Source organism: Paucibacter sp. JuS9, assembly GCF_044043925.2.
GTDB lineage: Bacteria > Pseudomonadota > Gammaproteobacteria > Burkholderiales > Burkholderiaceae_C > JAUASW01.
Window position 1 is genome coordinate 1,673,822 of record NZ_CP194172.1, and the last position, 22,033, is coordinate 1,695,854.

Here is a 22,033-nt window from a genome sequence, read left to right on the forward strand (position 1 = left end):
GGCTGCTGCCGGGAACTTACTCGCCGTTTCCGGACATGTGCCCACCAGCTCGCGAGAGCTGATATTTCTTTTGCAGGCGGGCGACGATGCCGTCCTGCTCCAGGGTGCGGTAGGCCTCGATCCAGAGCTGCGCCTCGCCCAGGTCCAGGCGCAGCGAGGTGCCCATGTAGAGGTCGGCATTACCCAGCGTGGCCACCAGCTTGTAGTCGCTCGCCTTGAAGCCAAACTCCTGCATGGCCGACTGCATCATCGGCGCGCCTGCGTAGGCCGCCACGACGACGCCGATGCTGACCATGCGCAGCATGTCGCGGTAGTCCTTGGCCTCGATGATTTGGGTGAAGCCTTGCGCCTGCAGGTTCTTGATGATGGGCGAGCCGCGCAGCACGACGATCTTTTGCGTGCGCAATTGCTCCAGTCCCAGCGGCCCGGTGGTCGAGCTGGCGGCAAAGAAGCTGTAGTGCACATGGGCCAGCGGAATCAGCCAGCGGAATTGGGCCTCGCGGTCCGGCGTGCGGGCCAGCGGGAAAACGCCGTAGTTGTCGCCTTCCATGGTCTGCTTGACCGCGCGCGCCCAGGGGTAGAAGGCCACGTCGGGCTTGCGCCCCAGCTTTTGCGCCATCAGCGTCAGCAACTCATGGGCGTAGCCCTGGGGGCCGTTGCTGGACTGCCAGACAAAGGGCGGCAGGTCGCCGCCCAGCCAGCGCAGTCGCTCATTGCCCTGAGCCTGCGCCGAGCCGCCCAGTGACACGGCGGCGCAGAGGCCAGATACGGCGAGAACAGCAAGAATCGACCGGCGCATGGGCCAACTCTAGCAGCGCCGGCCGGCTACATCGCCTTGAACAGGTGGACGTAAGCCCGGCTGACCGGCAGTTCGCGATCAAAGCCCTTGATGCGCAGGAACAGGCGACTGGCTTCATCCCGCCGCGTGCCGGCCAGGTGGGCGAGGTTGATGACGGTGGAGCGATGGACCTGCCAGAACTCCTCCGGGTCGAGTTGCGACACCAGCTCGGCGATCGGCGTGCGGATCAGGTACTCGGCGTCGGCCGTCTGCACACAGGTGTACTTGTCGTCGGCATGGAAGAATCGCACCTCGCGCACATCGATCTGGTGCATCAGCTCGCCCTGGCTGGCGCGCACGTAGCGCAAGCGATTGACGCTGGGGGCAAGTGTGGCCGGCGTCGAGCTGAGCTTGCGCAAAGCCTCGGCCAGGCCGGCGTCGGGCTCGGGTTCGGGGGCTGCCAGCGCGGCGCGGACACGCTCCACGGTCTTGGCCAGGCGATCGGTCTTGATGGGCTTGAGAACATAGTCGAGTGCCGCATGCTCGAAGGCCTCGACCGCGTACTCGTCGAACGCGGTCACGAAGACCACCCGGGTCGGGCCCTCGATGCCTTCGGCCACCTCGAGACCGGTGAGACCTGGCATCTGGATGTCGAGGAAGGCAATGTCGGGGGACAGCTCTGCGATGCGGGCGGCGGCTTCGGTGCCGTTGCGGGCCAGTGCCACGACCTCGAGCTCGGGCCACAGGGCTTTCAGTTGCTGGCGCAGGTAGTCGGCCAGGTGAACTTCGTCGTCGGCAATCAGGGCGCGTGTCATGGGGTCTTCTTGTCGTCCAGGGGCAGGATGAGCTCGGCCACGCAGCCTTGCTCGCTCGGGGTGACGCTCAGACGGGCTTCCTCGCCATGGCGGGCGGCCAGTCGTTCACGGATGTTCTTCAGGGCGAGGCCATGGCCCGGTCGAGCGCGGCGTTGGCTGGCAGCGAGGCCCAGGCCGTCGTCGACGACGCGCAGGCGCAAGCAACCGTCCACCAGCGCGCCCTCGATGCGCACGTGACCGCCCTCGGCCTTGGCTTCGAGGCCGTGCATCACGGCGTTCTCGACCAGCGGCTGCAGCAGCAGCGGCGGCAGCTTCAGCTTTGCCAGAGCAGCCGGCACCTCGATGCTGAACTGCAGCCTTTCCTCGCCCATGCGAATCTGCATGAGCATGAGATAGCTCTGCACTGCCTGCAGCTCCTGCTCAAGCTGGCAGGTCTCCAGCCGCAGCGTGGCAAGGCTGGCGCGCAGGTAGTCGGTGAAGCATTCCAGCATCTGCTTGGCACGCTCTGGCGCCGGGTCGATCAGGCTTTGCACGGCGGCCAGGCTGTTGAAAAGGAAGTGCGGTTCGATCTGGGCCTGCAGGCGCAGCAACTGGGCCTCGGTGGCCTGCAGTTGCAGGGCCTTGCGCTTGTTGCTCTGCCAGGCCACGTAGATGCTTGCCAGGGCGAACATCAGGCTGATGAACAAAAACTGGCTGGCCGCACGCACCGAGTCGAACGGCGATCCCCGGACCTCGATGTCGGCCACGACGCGCAGCAGCCAGGTGAAGACCGAGAAACTGAGCGCCATGATCACCATGGGCACGCCGGCAAAGAACAGGCTGCCGCCCCAGCCACCCGCGTTGAGCCGGGCCAGTCGCTTTTCAGAGGCCAGCAGTTCGACGGTGCGGTAGGCACCGTGGATCGAGAAGGCGATGAAGAAGCCGAGCAGGAAGGAGACCAGCACGGAGGCAAGGCTGAGCTGCGCCCGGCCGAACACCACGCCGAGGCTCATGAAGAAGCTGGGGAAAAACAGCGCAAAGGCACTGCTGATCAGCAAGCGGGCCCACAGCTTCTCGTCGCGGTGTTTATGCAACTTGAAGTAGCGGCTGCGGGCATAGCCGAAGTCCTGCAGCAGGGAGGTCAGAGGAGGCATGGCGCGAGAGTGTCCGTGTGACGATGGGCGAAGCCTAGAGGGATGGCCCCAGGGCAGAGGCGCCGTTGGCGACGAATCGACAGCCGGCCCGACGAATCGCCAGTTACCAGCCGGGCACAGAAGGGCTCGGTCGGCCTGCCTACAATCCGCGCCTGTCGTATTGTTCACGTCTGCGTTTCACGTCAGAGGAAAGCCTCCATGAAAGTTCAAGCGTCCGCCTTCAAGGCCTATGACATCCGCGGCATCGTCGGCGAGAGTCTGAACGAGGAAATGGCCGAGCACCTGGGCCGGGCCTTCGGCACCGAAGCCAAGCTGATCGGTGAAAAGGCGGTCGCGGTTGGCCGCGATGGTCGCCTGTCGGGCCCCTCCCTGGTGGCAGCCCTGATCCGCGGCCTGGCCTCGACCGGCCTGGACGTGGTAGACATCGGCGCGGTCACGACCCCGATGCTGTACTACGTGGCTGCCACGCGCGGCAAGCATGGCTGCAACTCCGGCATCATGGTCACCGGCAGCCACAACCCCAAGGACTACAACGGCTTCAAGATGGTGCTGGGCGGCGCGGCTGTCTATGGCGAGCAGATCCAGGGCATCCGCCGCCGCATCGAAGCCGAGGACTATGCGACAGGCAAAGGTCGGGTCGGAAAGATGGACGTCGGCGCCGAATACCAGCACCGCGTGGTCTCGGACTGCAAGCTTTCGCGCCCGATGAAGATCGTGGTCGACTCCGGCAACGGCATTCCCGGTGCCAATGCCCCCGCCATCCTGCGCGCGCTGGGTTGCGAGGTGATCGACATCTTCAGCAAGGTCGATGGCGACTTCCCCAACCACCATCCCGATCCTTCGCGGCCCGAGAACCTCGAAGACCTGAAGCGCATCGTGCACGCCTGTGACGCCGAGCTGGGCCTCGCCTTCGACGGCGATGGCGACCGTCTGGGCATTGTTACCAAGGACGGCAAGATGATCATGCCGGACCGCCAGATCATGCTGCTGGCCGCCGACATCCTCAAGCGCAACAAGGGCGCGCAGATCATCTTCGACGTGAAGTGCACGCAGCGCCTGGCGCCGTGGATCCGCGAGCACGGCGGCCAGCCGCTGATGTGGCTGACCGGCCACTCGCTGGCCAAGGCCAAGCTGAAGGAAACCGGCGCACCGATGGCTGGCGAGCTGTCGGGCCACATCTTCTTCAATGAGCGCTGGTATGGCTTCGACGATGCCATGTACACCGCCGGCCGCATGCTGGAGATCCTCTCGCGCTCCAAGGACCCGAGCGCCGTCTTGAACGGCCTGCCGGATAGCTTTGCCACGCCGGAGATCAACGTGCCTTGCGCCGAGGGAGAGCACCATGAGGTCGTGAAGAAGCTCAAGGAGATCGCCGAGTTCCCCGGCTCGCTCGAGGTGATCACCATCGATGGGCTGCGCGTCGAGTACGCCGACGGCTTCGGCCTGATCCGGCCGTCCAACACCACGCCGGTGCTGGTCTTGCGCTTCGAAGGCCACACGCCCGAAGCGCTGGAGCGCATCCAGCATGACGTGGTGGCGCAGCTCAAGCGCGTCAAGCCGGACGCTGTCTTCGCGGCGGGCCATTGAAAGAGCTGATCAGCCGCTGGCTCTATGCGAGCCTTCTGCGGCTGGCCACGCCGCTGTACCTGCTGCGCCTGTGGCGCCGCGGGGCGGCGGAGGCACCGTACCGGCAACACCTGGGCGAGCGCCTGGGCTTGTACGACAAGGCGAGCGAAGCAGGGTGGGTCTGGGTGCATGCCGTGTCGCTCGGTGAGACGCTGGCAGCCAAGGCCCTGGTTCATGAGCTTCGCCTCCTGAAGCCCGGCCTTCGCCTGCTCCTGACCCACAGCACCGCCACCGGTCGCGAGGCCGGTGCGGCACTCCTGCAGGAAGGCGATGCGCAGGCCTGGCTGCCCTACGACACGCCAGGCGCCGTGCGCCGTTTCCTCCGTCATTGGCAGCCCTCGATGGGCGTGCTGATGGAGACCGAGATCTGGCCCGTGCTGCAGCATGAGTCCGCACGGGTCAGGTTGCCATTGGTGCTGGCCAATGCGCGGCTGTCCGAGAAAAGCTTCCGCCAGGGGCGGCGCCTGCGCTGGTTGATGGAACCGGCCGCTGCCGCGCTGAAGATGGCGCTGGCGCAGACCGAAGCCGATGCGCGCCGCTTGCGTGATAGCGGCGTGCGCAACGTCCAGGTCTGCGGCAATCTGAAGTTCGACCTGCATCCTGATGAGAGCTTGCTGGCCCGGGGGCGGGCCTGGCATGCGGCGCTGAAGCGGCCGGTGCTGCTCTTCGCCGTCAGCCGTGAGGGCGAAGAGGCGATGCTCCTGAGCGCATTCACTGCACTGCCGCCAGCCAGCCGCCCGCTGCTCCTGATCGTGCCCCGCCATCCGCAGCGGTTTGACGAAGTGGCGGGCCTGATCGAAGCCGCCGGCCTGAAGCTTGCGCGACGCAGCAGCTTCGGTGGAGAGCCGACTGCAGAGGCCTTGTCAGCCGACGCCTGGCTCGGCGACAGCCTGCGCGAGATGGCGCTCTATTACGGCATGGCCGACGCGGCGTTGCTGGGCGGCAGCTTCCTGCCGCTCGGCGGCCAGAACCTGATCGAGGCTGCCGCATGCGGCTGCCCACTGCTGATGGGACCTCACACCTTCAACTTTGCCCAGGCGGCAGAGCTGGCGCTGGAGGCAGGTGCTGCGCTGAGAGTGGTCGACATGAGTGAGGGGCTCGGTCAGGCCCGGGCCCTGATTGCCGACACCTCCCGACGCGAGGCCATGGCAGGGCGAGCCGAACTTTTCGCCGCAGTCCATCGCGGCGCGGCCAGGCGTATGGCTCAGGCCCTGATGAGTCGCTGAAGGCTCAGGCGTTCATCGCCCGCAGCTTGCGATACAGCGTGCTTCGGCCAATGCCCAGGGCCCGCGCGGCCAGTGAGAGGTTGCCGCCGCTGGCTTGCACGGCCGCCTGGATGGCCTGGCTTTCGGTCTGGCGCAGGCTGTGCAGGGCCACAGTGGGCGGCGCAATGAGCGGCCCGGACGGCATCAGGGGCTCGCTGCTGGTCTGGCGATGCATGCCCGGCTCGCTCAAGGCGGTGCGGTGGGACAAGGGCTGGTTCAGTTGCACGCTCAGCTTGGCATGCAGCACGCGTTCACCGCGCAGCACTTGCAAGGTGGCGTCGCCGCGCGAGCGGTCCACCGCGTCTGCATAAGCCAGGCCGAAGAGACTTGCCAGGTTTTCGCGCCTCAGCACCGTGGCGGGCAGGCCGAGCAGCTCCAGCGCGCGGCGGTTGGCGCCCAGCACATGGCCCTCTTCGTCGAGCGCCAGCTGGCCTTCGTTGAGTGTGCCCAGGCCGGCAATGCTGGTGTGGAACTGCAGGCGCGTGCTGTGGCGGAAGCGGTCGCCAAACCATTGGTCCTCGATCAGCCGTGCCGACATCGTGGCCAGCGCGAGCGTATGAGGATGGTACGAGCGGCGGTCGCCCGAGACGTCGATGACGCCCAGCAGAGCGCCCTTGTGGTCAAAGATGGGCGCGGCCGAGCAGGTCAGGAACTGCATGCTGCGCAGGAAATGCTCCTGGCCGTGAACCACCGTCGGCGCCTCGGTCATCAGTGCGGTGCCGACGGCGTTCGTGCCCTTGTCGGCCTCGGACCACAGTGCACCTGGCGCCAGCGCGACATGCTGCGCGCGCTGCAGAAAGCCCGGGTCGCCCAGCGAATGCAGGATCACGCCACTGGCGTCGGTGAGCAGCACCATGCTTTGCGCATGGGTCAGTTGCTCATAGAGCATCTCCATCACCGGCAGGGCCTGGGCGCAGAGCCGGGCATTGCGGTGTTGCAGGTCTTGCAGGCCGGCGGTGGAGAGCAGGCCCAGGTCCGCCTCGGCGCTCGCATTCAGGCCGAAGGCGACGCAGCGCTCATGCGAGCTGGCGATGTCTTGCGCATGCTTGGCATCCGCCGTCGCGCGGGGCTGCCCCACCAAGCCCTGCAGACCCTGCGCTTGCGCCATCGGAATACCCCTGCTGCAAATTTAAGCAGCATCGACTATCGCCGAAGACCGCGCTCGCGCAAGCAGGACAAGCCCCAGCGCCCGGGCGCAGCTTCTGACAGCCTGGTGTCAGCTATTGCTGGTGGCGCGCACCTCTGCCATGTTGGTCACGCCGGCCAGCACCTTGGCAATGCCGTCCTGGCGCAGCGTGCGCAAGCCCTCCGCCAGGGCCGCATGCTGGATCTCTTCGGCGCGGGCGCCGGTCTGGATCAGGCGGCGCACATTGCGCGAGACCATCAAGAGTTCATGCAGGCCGGCGCGGCCCTTGAAACCAGTGTGCTCGCACTGACCGCAGCCAGGGCTGTGATAGTGCTGCAGCTGACCTTTGACGCCGTGCTGCGAGACCCATTCCTTCAGCAGCGTCGCGCGCGACAGGCGTTGATCAACCGGGAAGACATGCAGGTAGTCGTCCAGCCATTCCTGCTGGTCGGCTTCGCTCAAGGGCTCGGCAATCCGGCAGCTGGGGCAGAGGCGGCGCACCAGGCGCTGGGCCAGCACAGCCAGCAGCGAATCGGCGAAGTTGAACGGGTCGCAACCCATGTCCAGCAGGCGGGTGATCGTTTCTGCGGCGCTGTTGGTGTGCAGCGTGGACATCACCATGTGGCCGGTCAGCGAGGCCTCGATGGCGATCTGCGCCGTCTCCTGGTCGCGGATTTCGCCGACCATGATCACGTCCGGGTCGGCGCGCAGGAAGGCGCGCAGGGCTTTCGCAAACGTCCAGTCGATCTTGGGGTTCACCTGCACCTGGCGCAGGCCGTTCTGGGTGATTTCGATCGGGTCCTCGGCAGTCCAGATCTTGCGCTCGGCGGTGTTGATGTGCGCCAGTGCCGAGTGCAGGGTGGTGGTCTTGCCGGAGCCTGTCGGGCCCACGCACAGCACCATGCCGTAGGGCCGCGCCACTGCTTCGCTCAGTTGGCTCAGATTGCTGGCCGAGAGGCCCAGCTTGGCCAGCGGAATCGGCTTTGCGGAAGACAGGATGCGCATCACCACATCCTCGAGACCATTGTTGGTCGGGATCGTGGCCACGCGCAGCTCCAGCCGGTGCTGGGCCGAGAAGCGCGCGAAATTGATCTTGCCGTCCTGGGGCTTGCGGCGCTCGGAGATGTCGAGGTCGCACATGATCTTGATGCGCGCGATCATGGCGTTGCGATAAGTGTGCGGAAGCTCCAGGTAAGGCCTCAGTTGCCCGTCCTTGCGGAAGCGGATCTTGAGCTTCTCGCGGCCAGGCAAGGTCTCGATATGGATGTCGGAGACGTTCTGGCTGTGCGCCTCGATGATCATGGTGTTGATCAGGCGCACCAGCGAGTTGTCGCTCTGCTCGATCTGCGATTCATCGTCGCGGCTGCTGCCACGCTCCAGGCCCTCGCGCTCCAGCGTCTCGATCAGCTTGTCGGCGTTGTCGAGCTCGAAGTCGGGCTGGAAGGAGGGCAGGTTCAGGTCGCCCCGCGGCACCGAGTCGCCACCGAAGCGGTCATAGACGCCGGGCAGCGCGAACTGCAGGCTGCCGACCTTGGCCAGCGTCGGCACCACCTTGACCTGGGTGATGAACTCGGCCTCGTCGATGGCGTCGCGCCGGGTCGGGTCTTCCATGGCCACGACCAGGCGACTCTCGCGCATCATCAGCGGCATCATTTCGAGCCGCTTGGCGATGGCGAAGGGCAGCTTGCGCACCGCGTCGGGCTCGACCGGGAAGTTCTCCACATCCACCAGCGGATAGCCCATCTTGCGCGCCAGTGCTGATTGCAGGGCCTGGCGATTCACCACGCGCTTGCGCACCAGCAGTTCGCCCAGCGGCACCGAGCGGTCCTGGCGTTGCTGGATCAGCGCCTCCTCGAGCTGCTCGGGCGTGACCAGTTCCAGCGCCAGCAGTGCTTCGCCGATGCGCACCATTGGCATCTTGGCCTGCTGTTCGATGGCCAGCAGCAACTGTTCGGGCGTGACGATCTGCTTGGCGACCAGGATTTCGCCGACGCGGCGCGAGCGCAGGTCTTCCTGCTCGCGCGCAACGGCCTCGACCTGTTCCAGCGTGGCGGCCTGCGCGCTGACCAGCAGGTCGCCAATGCGCTCGCCGACGTCGAACTCCGCCAGCGCCTCGCGCGGCACAAAGAGGCGCTGCACCTCGTCGGTGTCCTCGCTCAGCGGTACGAACAGGAAAAGGCCCAGGCCGTCATGGTGATGGCCTATGGTCAGGCCGTTGAGGTCGCCGCCGCCAACGAACTGCAGGCGAAAGGGCGCGCGCGGCCGGTGGTCCAGCGACAGCGGGTTGTGTATCGAAGACGGGTCGCGCGGCGCGGCCGGCAGAGGCGCCAGCAACTTGAGCACCCGGAACTGGCCGAACTTCAAGGGCATGGCAGCGCGGGCCGGCGGCACCTTGATCTGCAGCAAGCGGTCGGCGCCGGAGAAGCGGATCAGATGGCCATTGCTGCGGCTGTTGTTGAGGCCCTGGATCTCGCAGGCCTCCGGCACCTTCTGCGGCACCGGCTGCGGATAGGCCGCATAGGGCGGCGTGGGCCAGATGAAGGGCGGTTGCGCCGAAGCGCTGGCCATCTCCTCAAGATCGGACCTGACCGTGTCGTGGGGCCAGGGAATCGAGGCGGACGGATCGGACATGCGAGGGGTCTCCAGCGGGCTACTACTTCTTTTGGCGGTAGGCTGAATGCTAAGCGCAAAGCGGGGCCAGGGCAGTTCGAATGAACGTCGGGCAGGTCGCTGATGAAAGCCACAATGGCGCCGAGCCAACACAAGAGCAAACGCGACAGGCAATGACCCCGGCACGCTGGCAGTTCTGGATCGATCGAGGCGGCACCTTCACCGACGTGGTGGCGCGTGCGCCCGATGGCGCTGTGCGAACGCTGAAGCTGCTCAGCGAATGTCCCGAACAGTACGAGGACGCGGCGCTGGCAGGCATGCGCCGCCTCTTGGGCCTGGGGCCGCAAGAGCGCATCACGCTGTCCCTGGTCGAGTGCGTGCGCATGGGCACGACGGTGGCTACCAATGCCTTGCTGGAGCGCAAGGGCGAGCCCTTGCTGCTGGTGACGACGCGCGGTTTTCGCGATGCGCTGCGCATTGCCTACCAGGCCCGGCCGCGGCTGTTCGACCGGGAGATCGTGCTGCCGGAGCAGCTGTATGCCCGGGTGATCGAGGCGCAGGAACGGATGGCGGCGGACGGCAGCCTGGTCGAGGCCCTGGACCTGCAGGCCCTGGAGGGCGAGATGCGCACGGCGTTGGCGAGCGGCTTGCGCGCCTGCGCCATCGTCTTCATGCACGGCTGGCGCTATCCAGCGCATGAGCTCGCGGCGGCGGCGCTGGCACGGCGCATCGGCTACACCCAGGTGTCGGTCTCGCATCAGGTTAGCCCCTTGATGAAGCTGGTCGGCCGCGGCGACACCACGGTGGTGGACGCCTACCTTTCGCCCATCCTGCGCCGTTATGTAGACCGGCTTTCACACCACATGCCCGGCGTGCCCTTGCTCTTCATGCAGTCCGGCGGCGGTCTGGCGGAGGGCGTTCGCTTCCAGGGCAAGGATGCGGTGCTCTCCGGCCCGGCCGGTGGCATTGTCGGCATGGCGCGCACCGGCGAAGCGTCGGGATGCAGCAAGCTGATCGGCTTCGACATGGGCGGTACCTCCACCGACGTCTCTCACTATGCCGGCGAGCTGGAGCGCCAGTTCGACACCCAGGTGGCCGGCGTGCGCCTGCGCGCGCCAATGCTGGCCATCCATACGGTGGCAGCCGGCGGTGGCTCCATCATCCGCTTCGATGGCGAGCGGCTGCGCGTCGGCCCCGAAAGCGCTGGCGCCAAGCCGGGGCCGGCCAGCTACCGGCGTGGCGGGCCCCTGACGGTGACCGATGCGAATGTGCTGCTCGGCCGCCTGTCACCGGCTCACTTCCCGCACCTGTTCGGGCCCGAAGGCAATCAGCCGCTGGACAAGTCGGTCGTCGAGGCAGGCTTTGTGGCACTGGCCCAGCAGGCCGGCATGGCTTCTGCGCACGCGGCTGCCGAGGGCGCGCTGCAAATCGCCGTGGCCCACATGGCGCATGCCATCAAGAAGATCTCGGTGGCGCGTGGCCATGACCTGTCGAACTACACCTTGCAATGCTTTGGCGGCGCTGGCGGCCAGCATGCCTGCCAGGTGGCGGATGCGCTGGGCATGGACGAAGTGCTGATCCATCCGCTGGCAGGGCTCTTGAGCGCCTACGGCATGGGCCTGGCGGAACGCACCGCTTCGCGAGAGCGTGCGCTTGAAGCGGTGCTTGATGGGCAGGGCCTGTTGCAGGCAAGGGATTGCCTGGCTGAACTCGCTGAAGCCGCGAGGCAGGAGCTGATCGAGCAGGGCCTCCCGGCGCAAACGCTGAGGCTCGAGCCCAGCCTGCAGCTGCGCTACCAGGGCAGCGGCACCGCCCTGTCGCTGCCGTGCCCGCTGCGGCCGATGCTGGCCGCGCTGCAAGCAGACTTCGAGGCCGCCTACCGCCGTCGCTTTGCGTTCCTGATGCCGGGCCGGCCTTTGGTGATCGAATCAGCCAGCGTGCAGGCCGTGGCAGCCGGAGCGGCCTTGCCCATGGCAAGGCCGGCTGGTACAGCGCACCCGGCCGAGCCCGAGCGGTCAATGCCGCTCTACGCCGAGGGCCGCTGGCAGGACGCGGCGATCTATCGGCGAGAGCGCCTGCAAAGCGGCGCCTGGCTGCAAGGCCCGGCCCTGATCACCGAGGCCAATGCCTGCACGGTGCTGGAGCCGGGCTGGCGCGCCAGCGTCGATGGCGATGGCTCTCTGCGCCTGCGTCGGTTCGAACCTCGTTCAGCGGCCATTGAGGAGAGTGCAGGCGTGGACCCGGTGCGTCTGGAGCTCTACAACCGCCAGTTCATGAACATCGCCGAGCAGATGGGCCTGCGCCTGCAGAACACGGCGCATTCGGTGAACATCAAGGAGCGGCTGGACTTTTCCTGCGCGATCTTCGACGCCGAGGGCGCGCTGATCGCCAATGCGCCGCACATGCCGGTGCACCTGGGCTCGATGAGCGAGTCGATACGGACGGTGATCGAGCGAAATCCGGAGATGCGGCCGGGCGATGTGTTCATGCTCAATGATCCGTACCACGGCGGCACGCATCTGCCGGATGTGACCGTCACCACACCGGTCTTTCTTGGAGGCCACGCGCGGCCCGCATTCTTCGTGGCCTCACGGGGCCACCATGCCGACATCGGCGGCATCACGCCCGGTTCGATGCCGCCGTTCTCGCGGCACATCGAAGAGGAGGGCGTGCTGTTCGACAACTTCCTGCTTTGCCGTGACGGCCGGATGCACGAAGCCGAGCTGCGCGAATGCCTGGCTGAAGGCCCCTGGCCGGCGCGCCAGCCAGACCAGAACATCGCCGACCTGCGGGCCCAAGTCGCAGCGAACGAAAAGGGTGCGCAGGAGCTGCAAGCCCTGGTGGCAGAGCGTGGCCTGGCCGAAGTGCAGGCCTATATGAGCCATGTGCAGGCCAACGCGGAAAGCGCGGTGCGTCGCGCCATCGGGCAGCTGCGCGATGGCAGCTTCAGCCTCGACCTGGACAACGGCGCGCGCATCGAAGTGGCGGTGCGTGTGGATGCCGCGAGCCGCAGCGCGGTGATCGACTTCACGGGCAGCAGTGCGCAGCAGACGACGAACAACTTCAACGCGCCGCGTTCGGTGACGATGGCCGCCGTGCTCTATGTCTTTCGCACGCTGGTGGATGACGACATACCGCTCAATGCTGGCTGCCTGCGACCTTTGCAGATCATCGTGCCCGAGGGCAGCCTCCTGAATCCGCGGTCGCCGGCCGCCGTGGTGGCCGGCAATGTCGAGACCTCCAGCTGCGTGACCAATGCGCTCTATGGCGCGCTGGGCGTGATGGCCGCCGGCCAGTGCACAATGAACAACCTGAGCTTTGGCAACGAGCGACACCAGTACTACGAAACGATTTCGGGTGGCTCAGGCGCCGGGCCGGGTTTCCATGGCACGGCCGTGGTCCAGACCCACATGACCAATTCGCGGCTGACCGATCCCGAGGTGCTGGAATGGCGCTTCCCGGTGCGGCTGGAGAGCTACGAGATCGCCGCTGGCACCGGTGGTTCCGGTCAATGGCGCGGCGGTGATGGCGGCCTGCGCCGCATCCGTTTTCTTGAGCCGATGAGCGCGAGCATCCTGAGCAATGGCCGCGCAGTCCCTGCCTTCGGGCTGGCCGGCGGCGAGGCTGGCGCACCGGGCCGGAACTGGCTGCAGCGAGCGGACGGCAGCGTCGAGACACTGGGCCATCTGGGCACGGTGCTGATGGCGCCAGGCGACCAGATCTGCATTCAGACGCCGGGCGGCGGCGGCTTTGGTGCCCGGGCTCCGTCGCCCGAAGAGTCGTCGCCGTAGTGGCGCCAGCGGGCCGTGGCCTGCCGCATCAGCCTGACCTGGGATGAGAAGCGGGTGCAGGCCGTGCAGGCCCACAGGTGCAGGCGCAGGGCCAGCTTTTCCTTGATCGGCAGTACTGTGTCCTCCGCCTGGAGGACCAGGTGGCTTGCCTGCTTGCAGGTTCGTCTCAGTATCAAGCCTTGCTCCCCGTCAACTTGTTGCCACCAAACCAGTTCAGCTCCAGACATTCGCGCAGCCGCAGCCGGGCGCGGTGCAACATCACCCAGAGGTTGGTCGGGCTGATCTCCAAAGTCTTACAGATCTCGTCCGTGTCCAGCTCCAGCCACTCACGCATCATGAAGAGGCGGCCCTGCTGACCGGGCAGCTTGTCTACACAGACTTCGAGCACCTTCATGAACTCAACCTGGCGCAGCGTGTGCTCCGGGTCGCCCCAGTCGGGTGGGGCATCGCGCCAATGGCCGTCGGCCTGAAACAGATCGTCTTCGATGTTCTGCTCGTCGTCGTCCGTGGTGGTCGACAACTCCTTGCAGTTGCGTCGGATCTGGTCGACCAGCTTGTGCTTCAGGATGCCGATCAGCCAGGTCTTCAACTGGCTTTGCCGGTCGAAAGCTTGCGGCTTTTCCAGGGCAGCGAGCAGGGTTTCAGAGACCGCATCCTCCGCCCAGGCGGCATTGCGGAGCTGCAAGAGCGCAAACTTGATCAGCTGCGGGCGCAGCTTCTCCAGGCTCGGGGCGATGTCGGATGCTTCAGTCATTACGACGCGCAGTGTAAGGACTTGGCCAGGTCTTGCGACACTAGGGCTGTGGCGCCAACCGGCCCATGAGCAAACCCCTAGACGGAGCAAGCAATGCAGACCAAGCAAATCCTGTCCTCGGCCCTGGCCGCCGCCTTGAGCCTCGGCCTGGCTCAAACCGCCTCGGCCCATGATGCCAAGGACACCAAGACCAAGGAGAAGTGCTACGGCATCGCCAAGGCCGGCCAGAACGACTGTGCCAACCTGAGCGGCAGCCACTCCTGCGCCGGCCTGGCCAAGGCCGATGCTTCGACCGAGGAGTGGATCTACGTCGACAAGGGCAGTTGCAAGGGCAAGGGCGGCCTGAGCGCCGACGAGGCCAAGGCCAAGGTCAAGGGCAAGAAGTAATTCAAGCGCCCCATGAAACCCGACGCCATCGGCATCGGCTGGCGCCAGCCGCACTATGCGAGCCTGATGGAACGCCGGCCTGAGCTGGACTTCTTGGAGGTCCACTCGGAGAACTTCTTTGCCGATGGCGGCGCGGCCTTGCAACTGCTGGCTGAAGCCCGCGAGCATTACCCGATCAGCCTGCATGGCGTCGGGCTCTCGCTGGGCTCGGCCGCCGGGCTGGATGCCTGGCATCTGGACCGGCTGGCTCGGCTGGTCGAACGGGTCGATCCGGTGCTGGTGTCGGACCACGCCAGCTTTGCGCGTGCGCCGACGCCGGGTGGCGTGCTCATGCATGCGAACGATCTGCTGCCGGTCGCCTTCAACGAGGCCAGTCTCGCCTTGATGGTGGCCCATGTGCAGCGGGTGCAGGAGCGGCTCAAGCGCGCCATCGCGGTCGAAAACCTCAGCGCCTATCTGGGCTGGCAGGGCCAGGCCGGCGACCTGGCCGAACCAGAGTTCCTGATGGAACTCTGCCGTCGCAGCGGCTGTTCGCTGCTGCTGGACGTGAACAACCTGATGGTCAACGCCTTGAACAGCGAAGCGGATGAATCTGCAGCGCTGGAGCAGGCGATTGACTGGATCCGCAGCATCGCGCCGGGCCAGGTGGCCGAGATCCATCTGGCCGGGCATGCGGACCTGGGCGACATCGTCATCGACGACCATGGCAGCCGCGTCAGCCCGACGGTCTGGCGTCTGTATGAAGAGGCCCTGAACCACTGCGGCCCGGTGCCGACGCTGATCGAATGGGACACCGACATTCCGGCACTCGACGTGCTGCTGGACGAGGCCGCGCAAGCCCGTGCGCGGATGCGGCAATGAGCGAACTGGAACGCCAAACGGCGCTGCTGCAATCGCTGATCAGTGGCGCAGCCGCCGAGGGCCTTGCGGCCGCAACACATGGCGTGGCGCGCGGCTTGCAGGCCTACCGGGTCAACGCCCAGGCCGTCGCTGAGCGCGCCTTGGCAGCGGTCTATGCGCCGCTGCAGGATGAATTGGGCGAAGCGCAGTTTGCCGCCATGGCCTGGGCCTTCTGGCGCCGCCATCCACCCGAACGTGGCGATCTGGCTTGCTGGGGCGCAGGGCTGCCGGACTTCATGGCAGATCAGGCGCAGATGCCGCGCAGCCTCATCGAGCTGGCCCGTCTGCAATGGGCGCTGCATGAGGCTGAACGTGCGGCCGACGCAGCGTTGGATGCCGATTCCTTGCAACTGCTCGATGGCCGGCATGACGCCGCCTTGCTTTTGCTTCGGCTGATGCCGGGCCTGAGCCTCGTCAGTGCAGGGACTGACGTGATTGCCGTGTGGCGCAATGGCTGGCGTGCCGTCAGCGAACCACTGGCGGAGGACTGGGCATTCTTCATGGCCGCACTGCTCAATGGGCAGGCACTTGGTCCGGCGCTTGAAGCCAGCCTGGCAAGACACCCGAGCTTTGATTTTTCTGCCTGGTTGCAGCGCGCCTTGCGCGAGCCCTGGCTGCAATCCGCAGGAGTGATCCGATGAACATCCCGACACCGGTCCGCACGCTGCTGTGCTTCTTGAGCGACCCCGGCCAGCCGCCCACAGGAGCCGCCTGGTATCAAATGCCGCTGGGCTGGCTGCAGTCGCTGGCCCTGTTGGCCGCGCGCCTGTATGTGGCCCAGGTGTTCTTCCAGTCGGGCCTGAGCAAATTGCGGGACTGGTCCAGCACGCTGGCCCTGTTCCAGGACGAGTACCACGTGCCGCTGTTGCCGCCCGAGCTGGCCGCCTACATGGGCACAGGCGGCGAGCTGGTGCTGCCCGTGCTGTTGGTGCTGGGTCTCGGTGGGCGCTTCGCAGCGTTGGGCCTCACGATGGTGAACATCATGGCGGTGCTGAGCCTCGAAGAAATCGCGCCGGCCGCCCTGGCGGGCCATCAGCTCTGGGGTGCGCTGCTGGTGCTGGTGGTCCTTTGGGGCGCCGGCAGCATGTCGGCCGACGCCTGGTGGCGCCGGCGGTCCTCGCGCTGAGTCTTCAGGCTACTCGCGAGGCCTGAGGCTCAACACGATCACCGGAGGCACGCTGCCGTCGGTATCGCGGGGCAGGCGTTCGGTCTTGTCGATGGCGCGCTCCACCGCACGGTCCCAATCCGCGTCGCCGCTGGACTTGAGCAGGCGCTTGGAGATGATCCGGCCATCGGGTGCCAGGCGCACCTCGATCTCGGCCACCGGGTTGGTGGCACCGACCTCGAAGATGATGTTGGGCCGGATCTGCGCCTTGATGCGGCCGGCGTATCCCGCAGAGGGGCCGCTGCTCTTGAGCGCCGTGCCGGTGGACTCGGCGCTGCCGCTGCCGCCTGCCAGGCCCTGGAGGCGCTTCAAGGCGTCCTTGCGGGCATTCTCCTGCCGTGCCTGGGCTTCCCGGGCGGCCTTGTCCTTCTGCGCCTTGTCCTGCTTCTCCTGCTGCCTAGCCTTGTCGAGCTTGTCCTGCTTTTCCTTCTCGGCTTTTTCCTTGGCCAGCTGCTTGTCGCGTTCGATCTTTTCCTTCAGCTGCTTGAGCTTGAGTTCCTTCTCGCGGATCTCGGCCAGCCGCAGCTCTTCCTTCTTTTCTTCGGCCCGCTTCTTGGCCCGGGCGATAGCGATGTCGGCCTCGCGCTGGGCCTGCAACTCCTCGGCACTGGGCTGCGGCGGCTGTGGCTTCTCCTCGACCACCGGCTTCGGAGCTTCCGGTTCCGGCTCGACAGCCGCGGGCGCCGCGGCCTGAGGCACGGCTGACCACAGCTCGGCCTCGAATGCCTCCGGTGTGGCGCTGTGCCACTGCACATTGAGCGTGAGGGCCACCAGCAGCAGGGCGTGCGCCAACAGGGCCACGGCAAAGCCACGGCCCATGGCTATCGGCTGCGGCGGTCGCAGCGAAAGACCGGGCATCTGCAGCGTGCTGTTCTGCATCGATCAGTTCTCGCTCGTAGATCCTTGGCGCACCGCCAGGCCCACGCGCTGCACGCCGGCGGCCTGCAGCTTGTCCATGGCCTTGACCACAGCCTCGTAGCGCACCGCCTTGTCGGCCGAAATCACGACCGGTGTCTTCGGGTCACCATCCTGGGCCTGCTTGACGCGCTCTGCGAGCCCACTCAGCGAGATGGGTTGCGGCTCCTGGCTGTCGACACGGACCTTCAGTTTCTCGTCGGCACCGACGATCACATGCACCACATGCTGCGGCTGCTGGCTGGAGCGGCCGACACTGGGCAGGTCCACGACGCCCGTGGTGATCAGCGGCGCGCTGACCATGAAGATGATCAGGAGCACCAGCATCACGTCAATGAAGGGCACCATATTGATCTCGTTGATCGTGCGGCGGCGGCCGCCACGCGAGCTCATCGCGGGCATGGCTTACTTCCCCGCGACCGGCTGGCCGGCATTGCGCTGCAGGATGTTGGAGAACTCCTCGATGAAGGTCTCCAGCGTGATCGCGCTGCGGTCGATCTGGCGCGCGAAACGGTTGTAGGCCAGCACGGCAGGGATGGCGGCGAACAAGCCGATGGCCGTGGCGACCAGTGCTTCGGCAATGCCGGGGGCGACGGTGGCCAGCGTCACCTGCGTGAGGTTGGAGAGGCCGACGAAGGCATGCATGATCCCCCAGATCGTGCCGAACAGGCCCACATAGGGCGAGACCGAACCGACAGAGGCCAGAAAGCTCAAGTGCGATTCCATCGCGTCGAGCTCGCGCTGGAAGCTGGCCCGCATCGCGCGGCGGGCGCCGTCCAGCAGCGCGCTGGGCTCGGCCACACGGCGCTCGCGCAGCTTCAGGAACTCGCGCATGCCGGCCACGAAGATGCGCTCCAGCGGCGCGCCGTTCTGCTTGGCCGAGACGGTGGAGAAGAGCTCGTTCAGGTTCTTGCCCGACCAGAACTCCTGCTCGAAGGCTTCATTGCTGGTCTTGATCTTGGACAGCGAGATCAGCTTGCTGAAGATGACGCTCCAGCTGGCCAGCGAGACCGCCAGCAAGGCCGCGATCACCAGCTTGACCGTGAAGCTGGCGTGGAGGATCAGGGAGACGATGGACAGGTCTTGATTCATTGCTTTTGCAGGGCCTGCAGGAGGAAAGAAGGAATTCTTGAGGGACGGAAAGTGGCGGCATCCACGCAGCCGATGCGGATCTCACCTTCGGCCAGCAACCGCTCGCCACAGCGCGCCTGCTGGAACAACGTCATGCTGGCGCGGCCGCTCTCGCGCAGCTCGACCGACACGTCGAGCCAGTCATCAAGACGGGCAGGCGAGAGGTAGCGGATGCGCGTTTCGCTGACGACGAAGATCAGCCCTTGCTCGTCGCGCAGCGCCTGCTGCTCCACGCCCAGCTTGCGCAGCCATTCGGTGCGCGCGCGTTCGAAGAACTTCAGGTAGTTCGCATAGAAGACGATACCGCCGGCATCGGTGTCTTCCCAGTAGATGCGCAGGCCGAGCTGAAACAATGTGTCTCTCATGGTCTGAGCAGCGCCTTCAGTCGCGCCAGCGCTTCGCGCAGGTCGGCCTCGCTGCTGGCGAACGAGAGGCGCAGCCAGCGCTCGGGGTCGGCGCGGCCGAAGTCGCGACCCGGCGTCAGCGCCACTTGTGCCTCGCGCATCAGGCGGTGGGCGAAGTCCCAGCTGTCTGCGGAGTACGCCGAGCAATCGATCCAGGCGTAGAAGGCGCCATCGGGTTCGACCGGCACCGTGAGGCCCATGTCGTTCAATGCCGGGACCACGAAGTCGCGGCGGGCCTTGAAGGCCGCGCGGCGGCGCTCGTATTCATCAATCACGGCCGGCTCGAAGCAGGCGAGCGCCGCGTGCTGGGCCACAGTTGAGGCGCAGATGAAGAGGTTCTGCGCGAGCTTTTCAACCGCGCCCACCATGGCGGCCGGCAGCACCAGCCAACCCAGGCGCCAGCCGGTCATGCCGAAGTACTTGCTGAAGCTGTTGACCGAGATGACGTCGTCGCCACAGGCCAGCGCGCTGTGGCCATAGCGCGCCTCGAAGCTCAGCCCCAGATAGATCTCGTCCACGATGCTGACGCCGCCGCGGGTGCGCACGGTCTCGACCAGCGCCTGCATCTCGGCAGGGTCGATCGAGGTGCCCGTCGGGTTGCTTGGGGAAGCCAGCACGATGCCACGGGTGTGCTCGTTCCAGGCCGCGGCCACTTGAGCCGCGGTGAGCTGATAGCGGCTCGCCGCGTCGGTGGTCAAGAGCACGGCTTGCGCATCCGCTGCCGCCACGAAATGGCGGTTGCAGGGGTAGCTGGGATCAGGCATCAGCACCTGGTCGCCGCGCTGGAACAAGGCCAGGCAGGCCAGTTGCAAGGCTGCCGAAGCGCCCGCCGTGATGACGATGCGCTCCGGTGCAATCTCGAGGCCGAAGCGCTGCTGATACCAGCCACTCAGCTTCTGTCGCAGCGCGAGCAGGCCGGTGGCTTGCGTGTACTGCGTGCGGCCGCTTTCGATGCAGGCTTGCGCCGCCTGCTGCACCGCGGCCGGCGCCACGAAGTCGGGTTCGCCGATGTTCAGGTAGATCATGCGCCGACCGCCAGCGGCCGGGTCGCACAACGGGCCACGGGCGATTTCGTCCGCGGCCTTGGCGCATTCCATGACGTAGAAGGGCTCGATGTGATCGAGCCGATCAGCGAGTCTCATCGCGCGGCGCGTACCGCCGTGACTTCGGTGGGGCGCAGGTCCACGGCGGCGCGGTCCAGCACGCCGTTGACGTACTTGTGGCCGTCGGTGCCGCCGAAGCCCTTGGCCAGTTCAACGGCTTCGTTGATGGCGACCTTGTAGGGGATGTCGACGCAGTGCTTGAGCTCGTAGGCGCCGATCATCAGCACGGCATGCTCGATGGGCGAGAGCTCGGTGGTTTCGCGGTCCACATGGCGGGAGAGCACGGCGTCCAGGTCGGCGGCTTCAAGAATGCAGCCATGCAGCAAGGCGTCGTAGTGCGCGCGGTCGGCCTTGTCGAAGCCGTCCTGCTCGCGCATGTGGGCGTCGATGGCGCCGGCGTCATCGCCGGTCAGCAGCCATTGATACAGGCCCTGCAAGGCGGCCTCGCGCGAGCGGCGGCGAGCCGACTTGGCACCCGGCTTCTTGACCAGGTTCTTCGGCTTGCCCGGCTTGGGCAGAGGTTTTTCGTTGCTGGGGGTGCTCACTGCAGTTCTTTCAAAAGTAGGGCCATCTCGACGGCCACACGGCCGGCATCGCGGCCTTTTTCTTCGGCACGGGCCCAGGCCTGGGCCTCGTTCTCAACGGTCAGGATCGCGTTGGCGATGGGGATCTGGTGGTCCAGCGAGATGCGCGTCACGCCAGCGCCGCTCTCGTTGGCGACCAGCTCGAAGTGATAGGTCTCGCCGCGGATGATGCAGCCCAGCGCAACCAGCGCTTCGTAGTCGCCGCTGTCGGCCATCGCTTGCAGGGCGATAGGCACCTCCAGCGCGCCAGGCACGGTGACGTGGCGGATGTGGCGTTCGGTCACCCCCAGCGCCAGCAGCTCGGTCTTGCAGGATTCAGCCAGCTTGTCGGTCAGCGCCGCGTTGAAGCGCGCTTGCACGATGCCCACCCGAAGGTACGTGCCGTCCAGCTTCAGCTCGGTGCCCTTGTCAGCGTCTTGCATCTGCTCTTACTCCTTGGCGGCCACGAAGCCGGTGACTTCGAGGCCGTAGCCGGTCATGCTGGGCATGCGGCGCGGGCTGCCCAGCAGCTTCATCTTGTGGATGCCGAGCTCGCGCAGGATCTGGGCGCCAACGCCGTAGGTGCGCAGGTCCATGGCCGAGGCCGGCGGTGTATTGCGCTCGCCTTGCAGGCGGCCCAGCAGCGCTTCGGCTTCTTCACCGCAGTTCAGGAGGAGCAGGGCGCCGTGCGACTCGGCCTTGATCGCGGCCAGGGCCGAGGGCAGGGGCCAGGAATGGCTGCAGGGGCCGGCATCAAGAAGGTCGAGCACCGATAACGGCTCGTGCACGCGCACCAGCACTTCGTCGCTCGGGCTCCAACGGCCGTGGCTCAGCGCCAGATGGACTGCACCGGTACGGTCCCGGAACACGCGGCAATCGAATTCACCTTGAGCCGTGTTGAGCTTGCGCTCGGCCACTTGCTTGACCAGTGATTCATTGCGGCTGCGGTACTCGATCAGGTCGGCGATGGTGCCGATCTTCAGGCCGTGCTCCTGGGCGAAGAGCTCCAGGTCCGGCAAGCGCGCCATGGTGCCGTCATCCTTCATGATCTCGCAGATCACGGAGGCCGGGCTCAGGCCGGCCATCTGCGACAGGTCGCAGCCAGCTTCGGTATGGCCTGCGCGCATCAGCACGCCGCCGTCCTGCGCCTGCAAGGGGAAGATGTGGCCTGGCTGGACCAGGTCGCTGGACTTGGCGCCCTTGGCGACAGCAGCCTGAACGGTGCGCGCGCGGTCTGCCGCCGAGATGCCGGTGGTGACGCCAGTGGCAGCCTCGATGGAGACGGTGAAGGCCGTGCCGTGCTTGGTGCCATTGCGCGGCGCCATGGGCGGCAGTTGCAAGGCTTCGCAACGCTCGCGAGTGAGGGTCAGGCAGATCAGTCCACGGCCGAACTTGGCCATGAAATTGATTGCTTCGGGCGTCACGTGGTCGGCGGCCAGGACGAGGTCACCCTCGTTCTCACGATCTTCTTCGTCAACCAGGATGACCATGCGGCCGGCGGCCAGCTCGGCGACCAGCTCGGGAACAGGAGATATGGGCATGGGCGCGATTGTAGGCGGGCAGGGCC

22 protein-coding genes are annotated in these 22,033 nt (G+C 66.4%); 7 read left to right on the top strand and 15 right to left on the bottom strand.

What is annotated here, in order from left to right:
- Positions 1-16: 16 nt before the first annotated feature.
- The 3 genes from ABT392_RS07385 to ABT392_RS07395 are packed head-to-tail and all read right to left on the bottom strand — an operon-like array spanning position 17 to position 2,726.
- Entirely contained in the window at positions 17-799 is a 783-nt protein-coding gene (locus tag ABT392_RS07385) for a substrate-binding periplasmic protein (RefSeq protein WP_395386169.1), read from the bottom strand.
- A gap of 26 nt (positions 800-825) precedes the next feature.
- Entirely contained in the window at positions 826-1,593 is a 768-nt protein-coding gene (locus ABT392_RS07390; RefSeq protein ID WP_334276875.1) for a LytR/AlgR family response regulator transcription factor, read from the bottom strand.
- Complete coding sequence (locus ABT392_RS07395; RefSeq protein WP_395386168.1) at positions 1,590-2,726, bottom strand: sensor histidine kinase; 1,137 nt, start codon at positions 2,724-2,726, stop codon at positions 1,590-1,592. Before ABT392_RS07395 ends, ABT392_RS07390 begins: the two co-directional genes overlap by 4 nt.
- Positions 2,727-2,924: 198 nt before the next feature.
- Here ABT392_RS07395 and ABT392_RS07400 point away from each other — a divergent pair, with 198 nt between their 5' ends.
- Both ABT392_RS07400 and ABT392_RS07405 read left to right on the top strand, forming a co-directional pair.
- Entirely contained in the window at positions 2,925-4,313 is a 1,389-nt protein-coding gene (locus ABT392_RS07400) for a phosphomannomutase/phosphoglucomutase (RefSeq protein WP_334276873.1), read from the top strand.
- Positions 4,310-5,578, top strand: a complete 1,269-nt coding sequence (locus ABT392_RS07405; protein WP_395386167.1) for a 3-deoxy-D-manno-octulosonic acid transferase — start codon at positions 4,310-4,312, stop codon at positions 5,576-5,578. Before ABT392_RS07400 ends, ABT392_RS07405 begins: the two co-directional genes overlap by 4 nt.
- A gap of 4 nt (positions 5,579-5,582) precedes the next feature.
- Here the strand turns inward: ABT392_RS07405 and ABT392_RS07410 are convergent, their stop codons facing one another.
- Together ABT392_RS07410 and ABT392_RS07415 are read right to left on the bottom strand one after the other, a co-directional pair.
- Entirely contained in the window at positions 5,583-6,725 is a 1,143-nt protein-coding gene (locus ABT392_RS07410; RefSeq protein ID WP_395386166.1) for a sigma-54-dependent Fis family transcriptional regulator, read from the bottom strand.
- 108 nt (positions 6,726-6,833) lie between these two features.
- Positions 6,834-9,374, bottom strand: a complete 2,541-nt coding sequence (locus ABT392_RS07415) for a GspE/PulE family protein (RefSeq protein WP_395386165.1) — start codon at positions 9,372-9,374, stop codon at positions 6,834-6,836.
- Positions 9,375-9,526: 152 nt separating this feature from the next.
- Between ABT392_RS07415 and ABT392_RS07420 the strand changes: the two genes are divergently transcribed.
- The gene (locus ABT392_RS07420) at positions 9,527-13,144 is read left to right on the top strand and encodes a hydantoinase B/oxoprolinase family protein (RefSeq protein ID WP_395386164.1); all 3,618 of its coding nucleotides are present in this window, start codon (positions 9,527-9,529) and stop codon (positions 13,142-13,144) included.
- On the opposite strand, the gene ABT392_RS07425 is transcribed toward ABT392_RS07420, so the two are convergent.
- Positions 13,081-13,371, bottom strand: a complete 291-nt coding sequence (locus ABT392_RS07425; protein ID WP_464970942.1) for an anti-sigma factor family protein — start codon at positions 13,369-13,371, stop codon at positions 13,081-13,083. The genes ABT392_RS07420 and ABT392_RS07425 overlap by 64 nt on opposite strands.
- Positions 13,317-13,898 carry a sigma-70 family RNA polymerase sigma factor gene (locus ABT392_RS07430; protein WP_395386163.1) on the bottom strand — a complete coding sequence of 194 codons (582 nt, stop codon included), beginning with the start codon at positions 13,896-13,898 and terminating at the stop codon, positions 13,317-13,319. Before ABT392_RS07430 ends, ABT392_RS07425 begins: the two co-directional genes overlap by 55 nt.
- A 93-nt stretch (positions 13,899-13,991) precedes the next feature.
- Between ABT392_RS07430 and ABT392_RS07435 the strand changes: the two genes are divergently transcribed.
- The 4 genes from ABT392_RS07435 to ABT392_RS07450 all read left to right on the top strand — a co-directional run bounded on the left by ABT392_RS07435 (position 13,992) and on the right by ABT392_RS07450 (position 16,311).
- The gene (locus ABT392_RS07435; protein WP_334276867.1) at positions 13,992-14,285 is read left to right on the top strand and encodes a BufA1 family periplasmic bufferin-type metallophore; all 294 of its coding nucleotides are present in this window, start codon (positions 13,992-13,994) and stop codon (positions 14,283-14,285) included.
- Between the two features lie 12 nt (positions 14,286-14,297).
- Positions 14,298-15,146 (top strand): MNIO family bufferin maturase, encoded by an 849-nt coding sequence (gene bufB / locus ABT392_RS07440; RefSeq protein ID WP_334276866.1) that lies wholly within the window; start codon positions 14,298-14,300, stop codon positions 15,144-15,146.
- A complete protein-coding gene (locus ABT392_RS07445; RefSeq protein ID WP_395386162.1) occupies positions 15,143-15,826 on the top strand; it encodes an HvfC/BufC N-terminal domain-containing protein in 684 nt (227 codons plus the stop codon). The genes bufB and ABT392_RS07445 overlap by 4 nt, the downstream gene beginning before the upstream one ends.
- An 80-nt stretch (positions 15,827-15,906) precedes the next feature.
- On the top strand, positions 15,907-16,311 hold the full coding sequence (locus ABT392_RS07450; protein WP_395386845.1) for a DoxX family protein: 405 nt from the start codon (positions 15,907-15,909) through the stop codon (positions 16,309-16,311).
- A 9-nt stretch (positions 16,312-16,320) separates the two neighbouring features.
- Here the strand turns inward: ABT392_RS07450 and tolA are convergent, their stop codons facing one another.
- From tolA to ribBA, 8 genes are read right to left on the bottom strand one after another with little or no spacing between them, the layout of a single operon-like run.
- Positions 16,321-17,229 (bottom strand): cell envelope integrity protein TolA, encoded by a 909-nt coding sequence (gene tolA, locus ABT392_RS07455; protein ID WP_395386161.1) that lies wholly within the window; start codon positions 17,227-17,229, stop codon positions 16,321-16,323.
- Between the two features lie 3 nt (positions 17,230-17,232).
- Positions 17,233-17,667, bottom strand: a complete 435-nt coding sequence (gene tolR, locus ABT392_RS07460; protein WP_334276863.1) for a protein TolR — start codon at positions 17,665-17,667, stop codon at positions 17,233-17,235.
- A 3-nt stretch (positions 17,668-17,670) separates the two neighbouring features.
- Complete coding sequence (tolQ, locus tag ABT392_RS07465) at positions 17,671-18,357, bottom strand: protein TolQ (protein ID WP_334276862.1); 687 nt, start codon at positions 18,355-18,357, stop codon at positions 17,671-17,673.
- Positions 18,354-18,761, bottom strand: coding sequence for a tol-pal system-associated acyl-CoA thioesterase (ybgC, locus tag ABT392_RS07470; RefSeq protein ID WP_395386160.1), 408 nt, complete (start codon positions 18,759-18,761; stop codon positions 18,354-18,356). Before ybgC ends, tolQ begins: the two co-directional genes overlap by 4 nt.
- Positions 18,758-19,942 carry a pyridoxal phosphate-dependent aminotransferase gene (locus ABT392_RS07475; RefSeq protein WP_395386159.1) on the bottom strand — a complete coding sequence of 395 codons (1,185 nt, stop codon included), beginning with the start codon at positions 19,940-19,942 and terminating at the stop codon, positions 18,758-18,760. Before ABT392_RS07475 ends, ybgC begins: the two co-directional genes overlap by 4 nt.
- Positions 19,939-20,421 carry a transcription antitermination factor NusB gene (gene nusB, locus ABT392_RS07480; protein ID WP_334277356.1) on the bottom strand — a complete coding sequence of 161 codons (483 nt, stop codon included), beginning with the start codon at positions 20,419-20,421 and terminating at the stop codon, positions 19,939-19,941. Before nusB ends, ABT392_RS07475 begins: the two co-directional genes overlap by 4 nt.
- A gap of 23 nt (positions 20,422-20,444) precedes the next feature.
- Complete coding sequence (gene ribH / locus ABT392_RS07485) at positions 20,445-20,909, bottom strand: 6,7-dimethyl-8-ribityllumazine synthase (protein ID WP_395386158.1); 465 nt, start codon at positions 20,907-20,909, stop codon at positions 20,445-20,447.
- Positions 20,910-20,915: 6 nt separating this feature from the next.
- Positions 20,916-22,007 carry a bifunctional 3,4-dihydroxy-2-butanone-4-phosphate synthase/GTP cyclohydrolase II gene (ribBA, locus tag ABT392_RS07490; RefSeq protein WP_334276858.1) on the bottom strand — a complete coding sequence of 364 codons (1,092 nt, stop codon included), beginning with the start codon at positions 22,005-22,007 and terminating at the stop codon, positions 20,916-20,918.
- Between the last annotated feature and the right edge of the window lie 26 nt (positions 22,008-22,033).

Coding starts and splice junctions, on each gene's coding strand:
- ABT392_RS07385 (WP_395386169.1), bottom strand. CDS start 799: ATGCGCCGGTCGATTCTTGCTGTTCTCGCCGTATCTGGCCTCTGCGCC.
- ABT392_RS07390 (WP_334276875.1), bottom strand. CDS start 1,593: ATGACACGCGCCCTGATTGCCGACGACGAAGTTCACCTGGCCGACTAC.
- ABT392_RS07395 (WP_395386168.1), bottom strand. CDS start 2,726: ATGCCTCCTCTGACCTCCCTGCTGCAGGACTTCGGCTATGCCCGCAGC.
- ABT392_RS07400 (WP_334276873.1), top strand. CDS start 2,925: ATGAAAGTTCAAGCGTCCGCCTTCAAGGCCTATGACATCCGCGGCATC.
- ABT392_RS07410 (WP_395386166.1), bottom strand. CDS start 6,725: ATGGCGCAAGCGCAGGGTCTGCAGGGCTTGGTGGGGCAGCCCCGCGCG.
- ABT392_RS07415 (WP_395386165.1), bottom strand. CDS start 9,374: ATGTCCGATCCGTCCGCCTCGATTCCCTGGCCCCACGACACGGTCAGG.
- ABT392_RS07420 (WP_395386164.1), top strand. CDS start 9,527: ATGACCCCGGCACGCTGGCAGTTCTGGATCGATCGAGGCGGCACCTTC.
- ABT392_RS07425 (WP_464970942.1), bottom strand. CDS start 13,371: ATGTCTGGAGCTGAACTGGTTTGGTGGCAACAAGTTGACGGGGAGCAA.
- ABT392_RS07430 (WP_395386163.1), bottom strand. CDS start 13,898: ATGACTGAAGCATCCGACATCGCCCCGAGCCTGGAGAAGCTGCGCCCG.
- ABT392_RS07435 (WP_334276867.1), top strand. CDS start 13,992: ATGCAGACCAAGCAAATCCTGTCCTCGGCCCTGGCCGCCGCCTTGAGC.
- bufB (WP_334276866.1), top strand. CDS start 14,298: ATGAAACCCGACGCCATCGGCATCGGCTGGCGCCAGCCGCACTATGCG.
- ABT392_RS07445 (WP_395386162.1), top strand. CDS start 15,143: ATGAGCGAACTGGAACGCCAAACGGCGCTGCTGCAATCGCTGATCAGT.
- ABT392_RS07450 (WP_395386845.1), top strand. CDS start 15,907: ATGCCGCTGGGCTGGCTGCAGTCGCTGGCCCTGTTGGCCGCGCGCCTG.
- tolA (WP_395386161.1), bottom strand. CDS start 17,229: ATGCAGAACAGCACGCTGCAGATGCCCGGTCTTTCGCTGCGACCGCCG.
- tolR (WP_334276863.1), bottom strand. CDS start 17,667: ATGCCCGCGATGAGCTCGCGTGGCGGCCGCCGCCGCACGATCAACGAG.
- tolQ (WP_334276862.1), bottom strand. CDS start 18,357: ATGAATCAAGACCTGTCCATCGTCTCCCTGATCCTCCACGCCAGCTTC.
- ybgC (WP_395386160.1), bottom strand. CDS start 18,761: ATGAGAGACACATTGTTTCAGCTCGGCCTGCGCATCTACTGGGAAGAC.
- ABT392_RS07475 (WP_395386159.1), bottom strand. CDS start 19,942: ATGAGACTCGCTGATCGGCTCGATCACATCGAGCCCTTCTACGTCATG.
- ribH (WP_395386158.1), bottom strand. CDS start 20,909: ATGCAAGACGCTGACAAGGGCACCGAGCTGAAGCTGGACGGCACGTAC.
- ribBA (WP_334276858.1), bottom strand. CDS start 22,007: ATGCCCATATCTCCTGTTCCCGAGCTGGTCGCCGAGCTGGCCGCCGGC.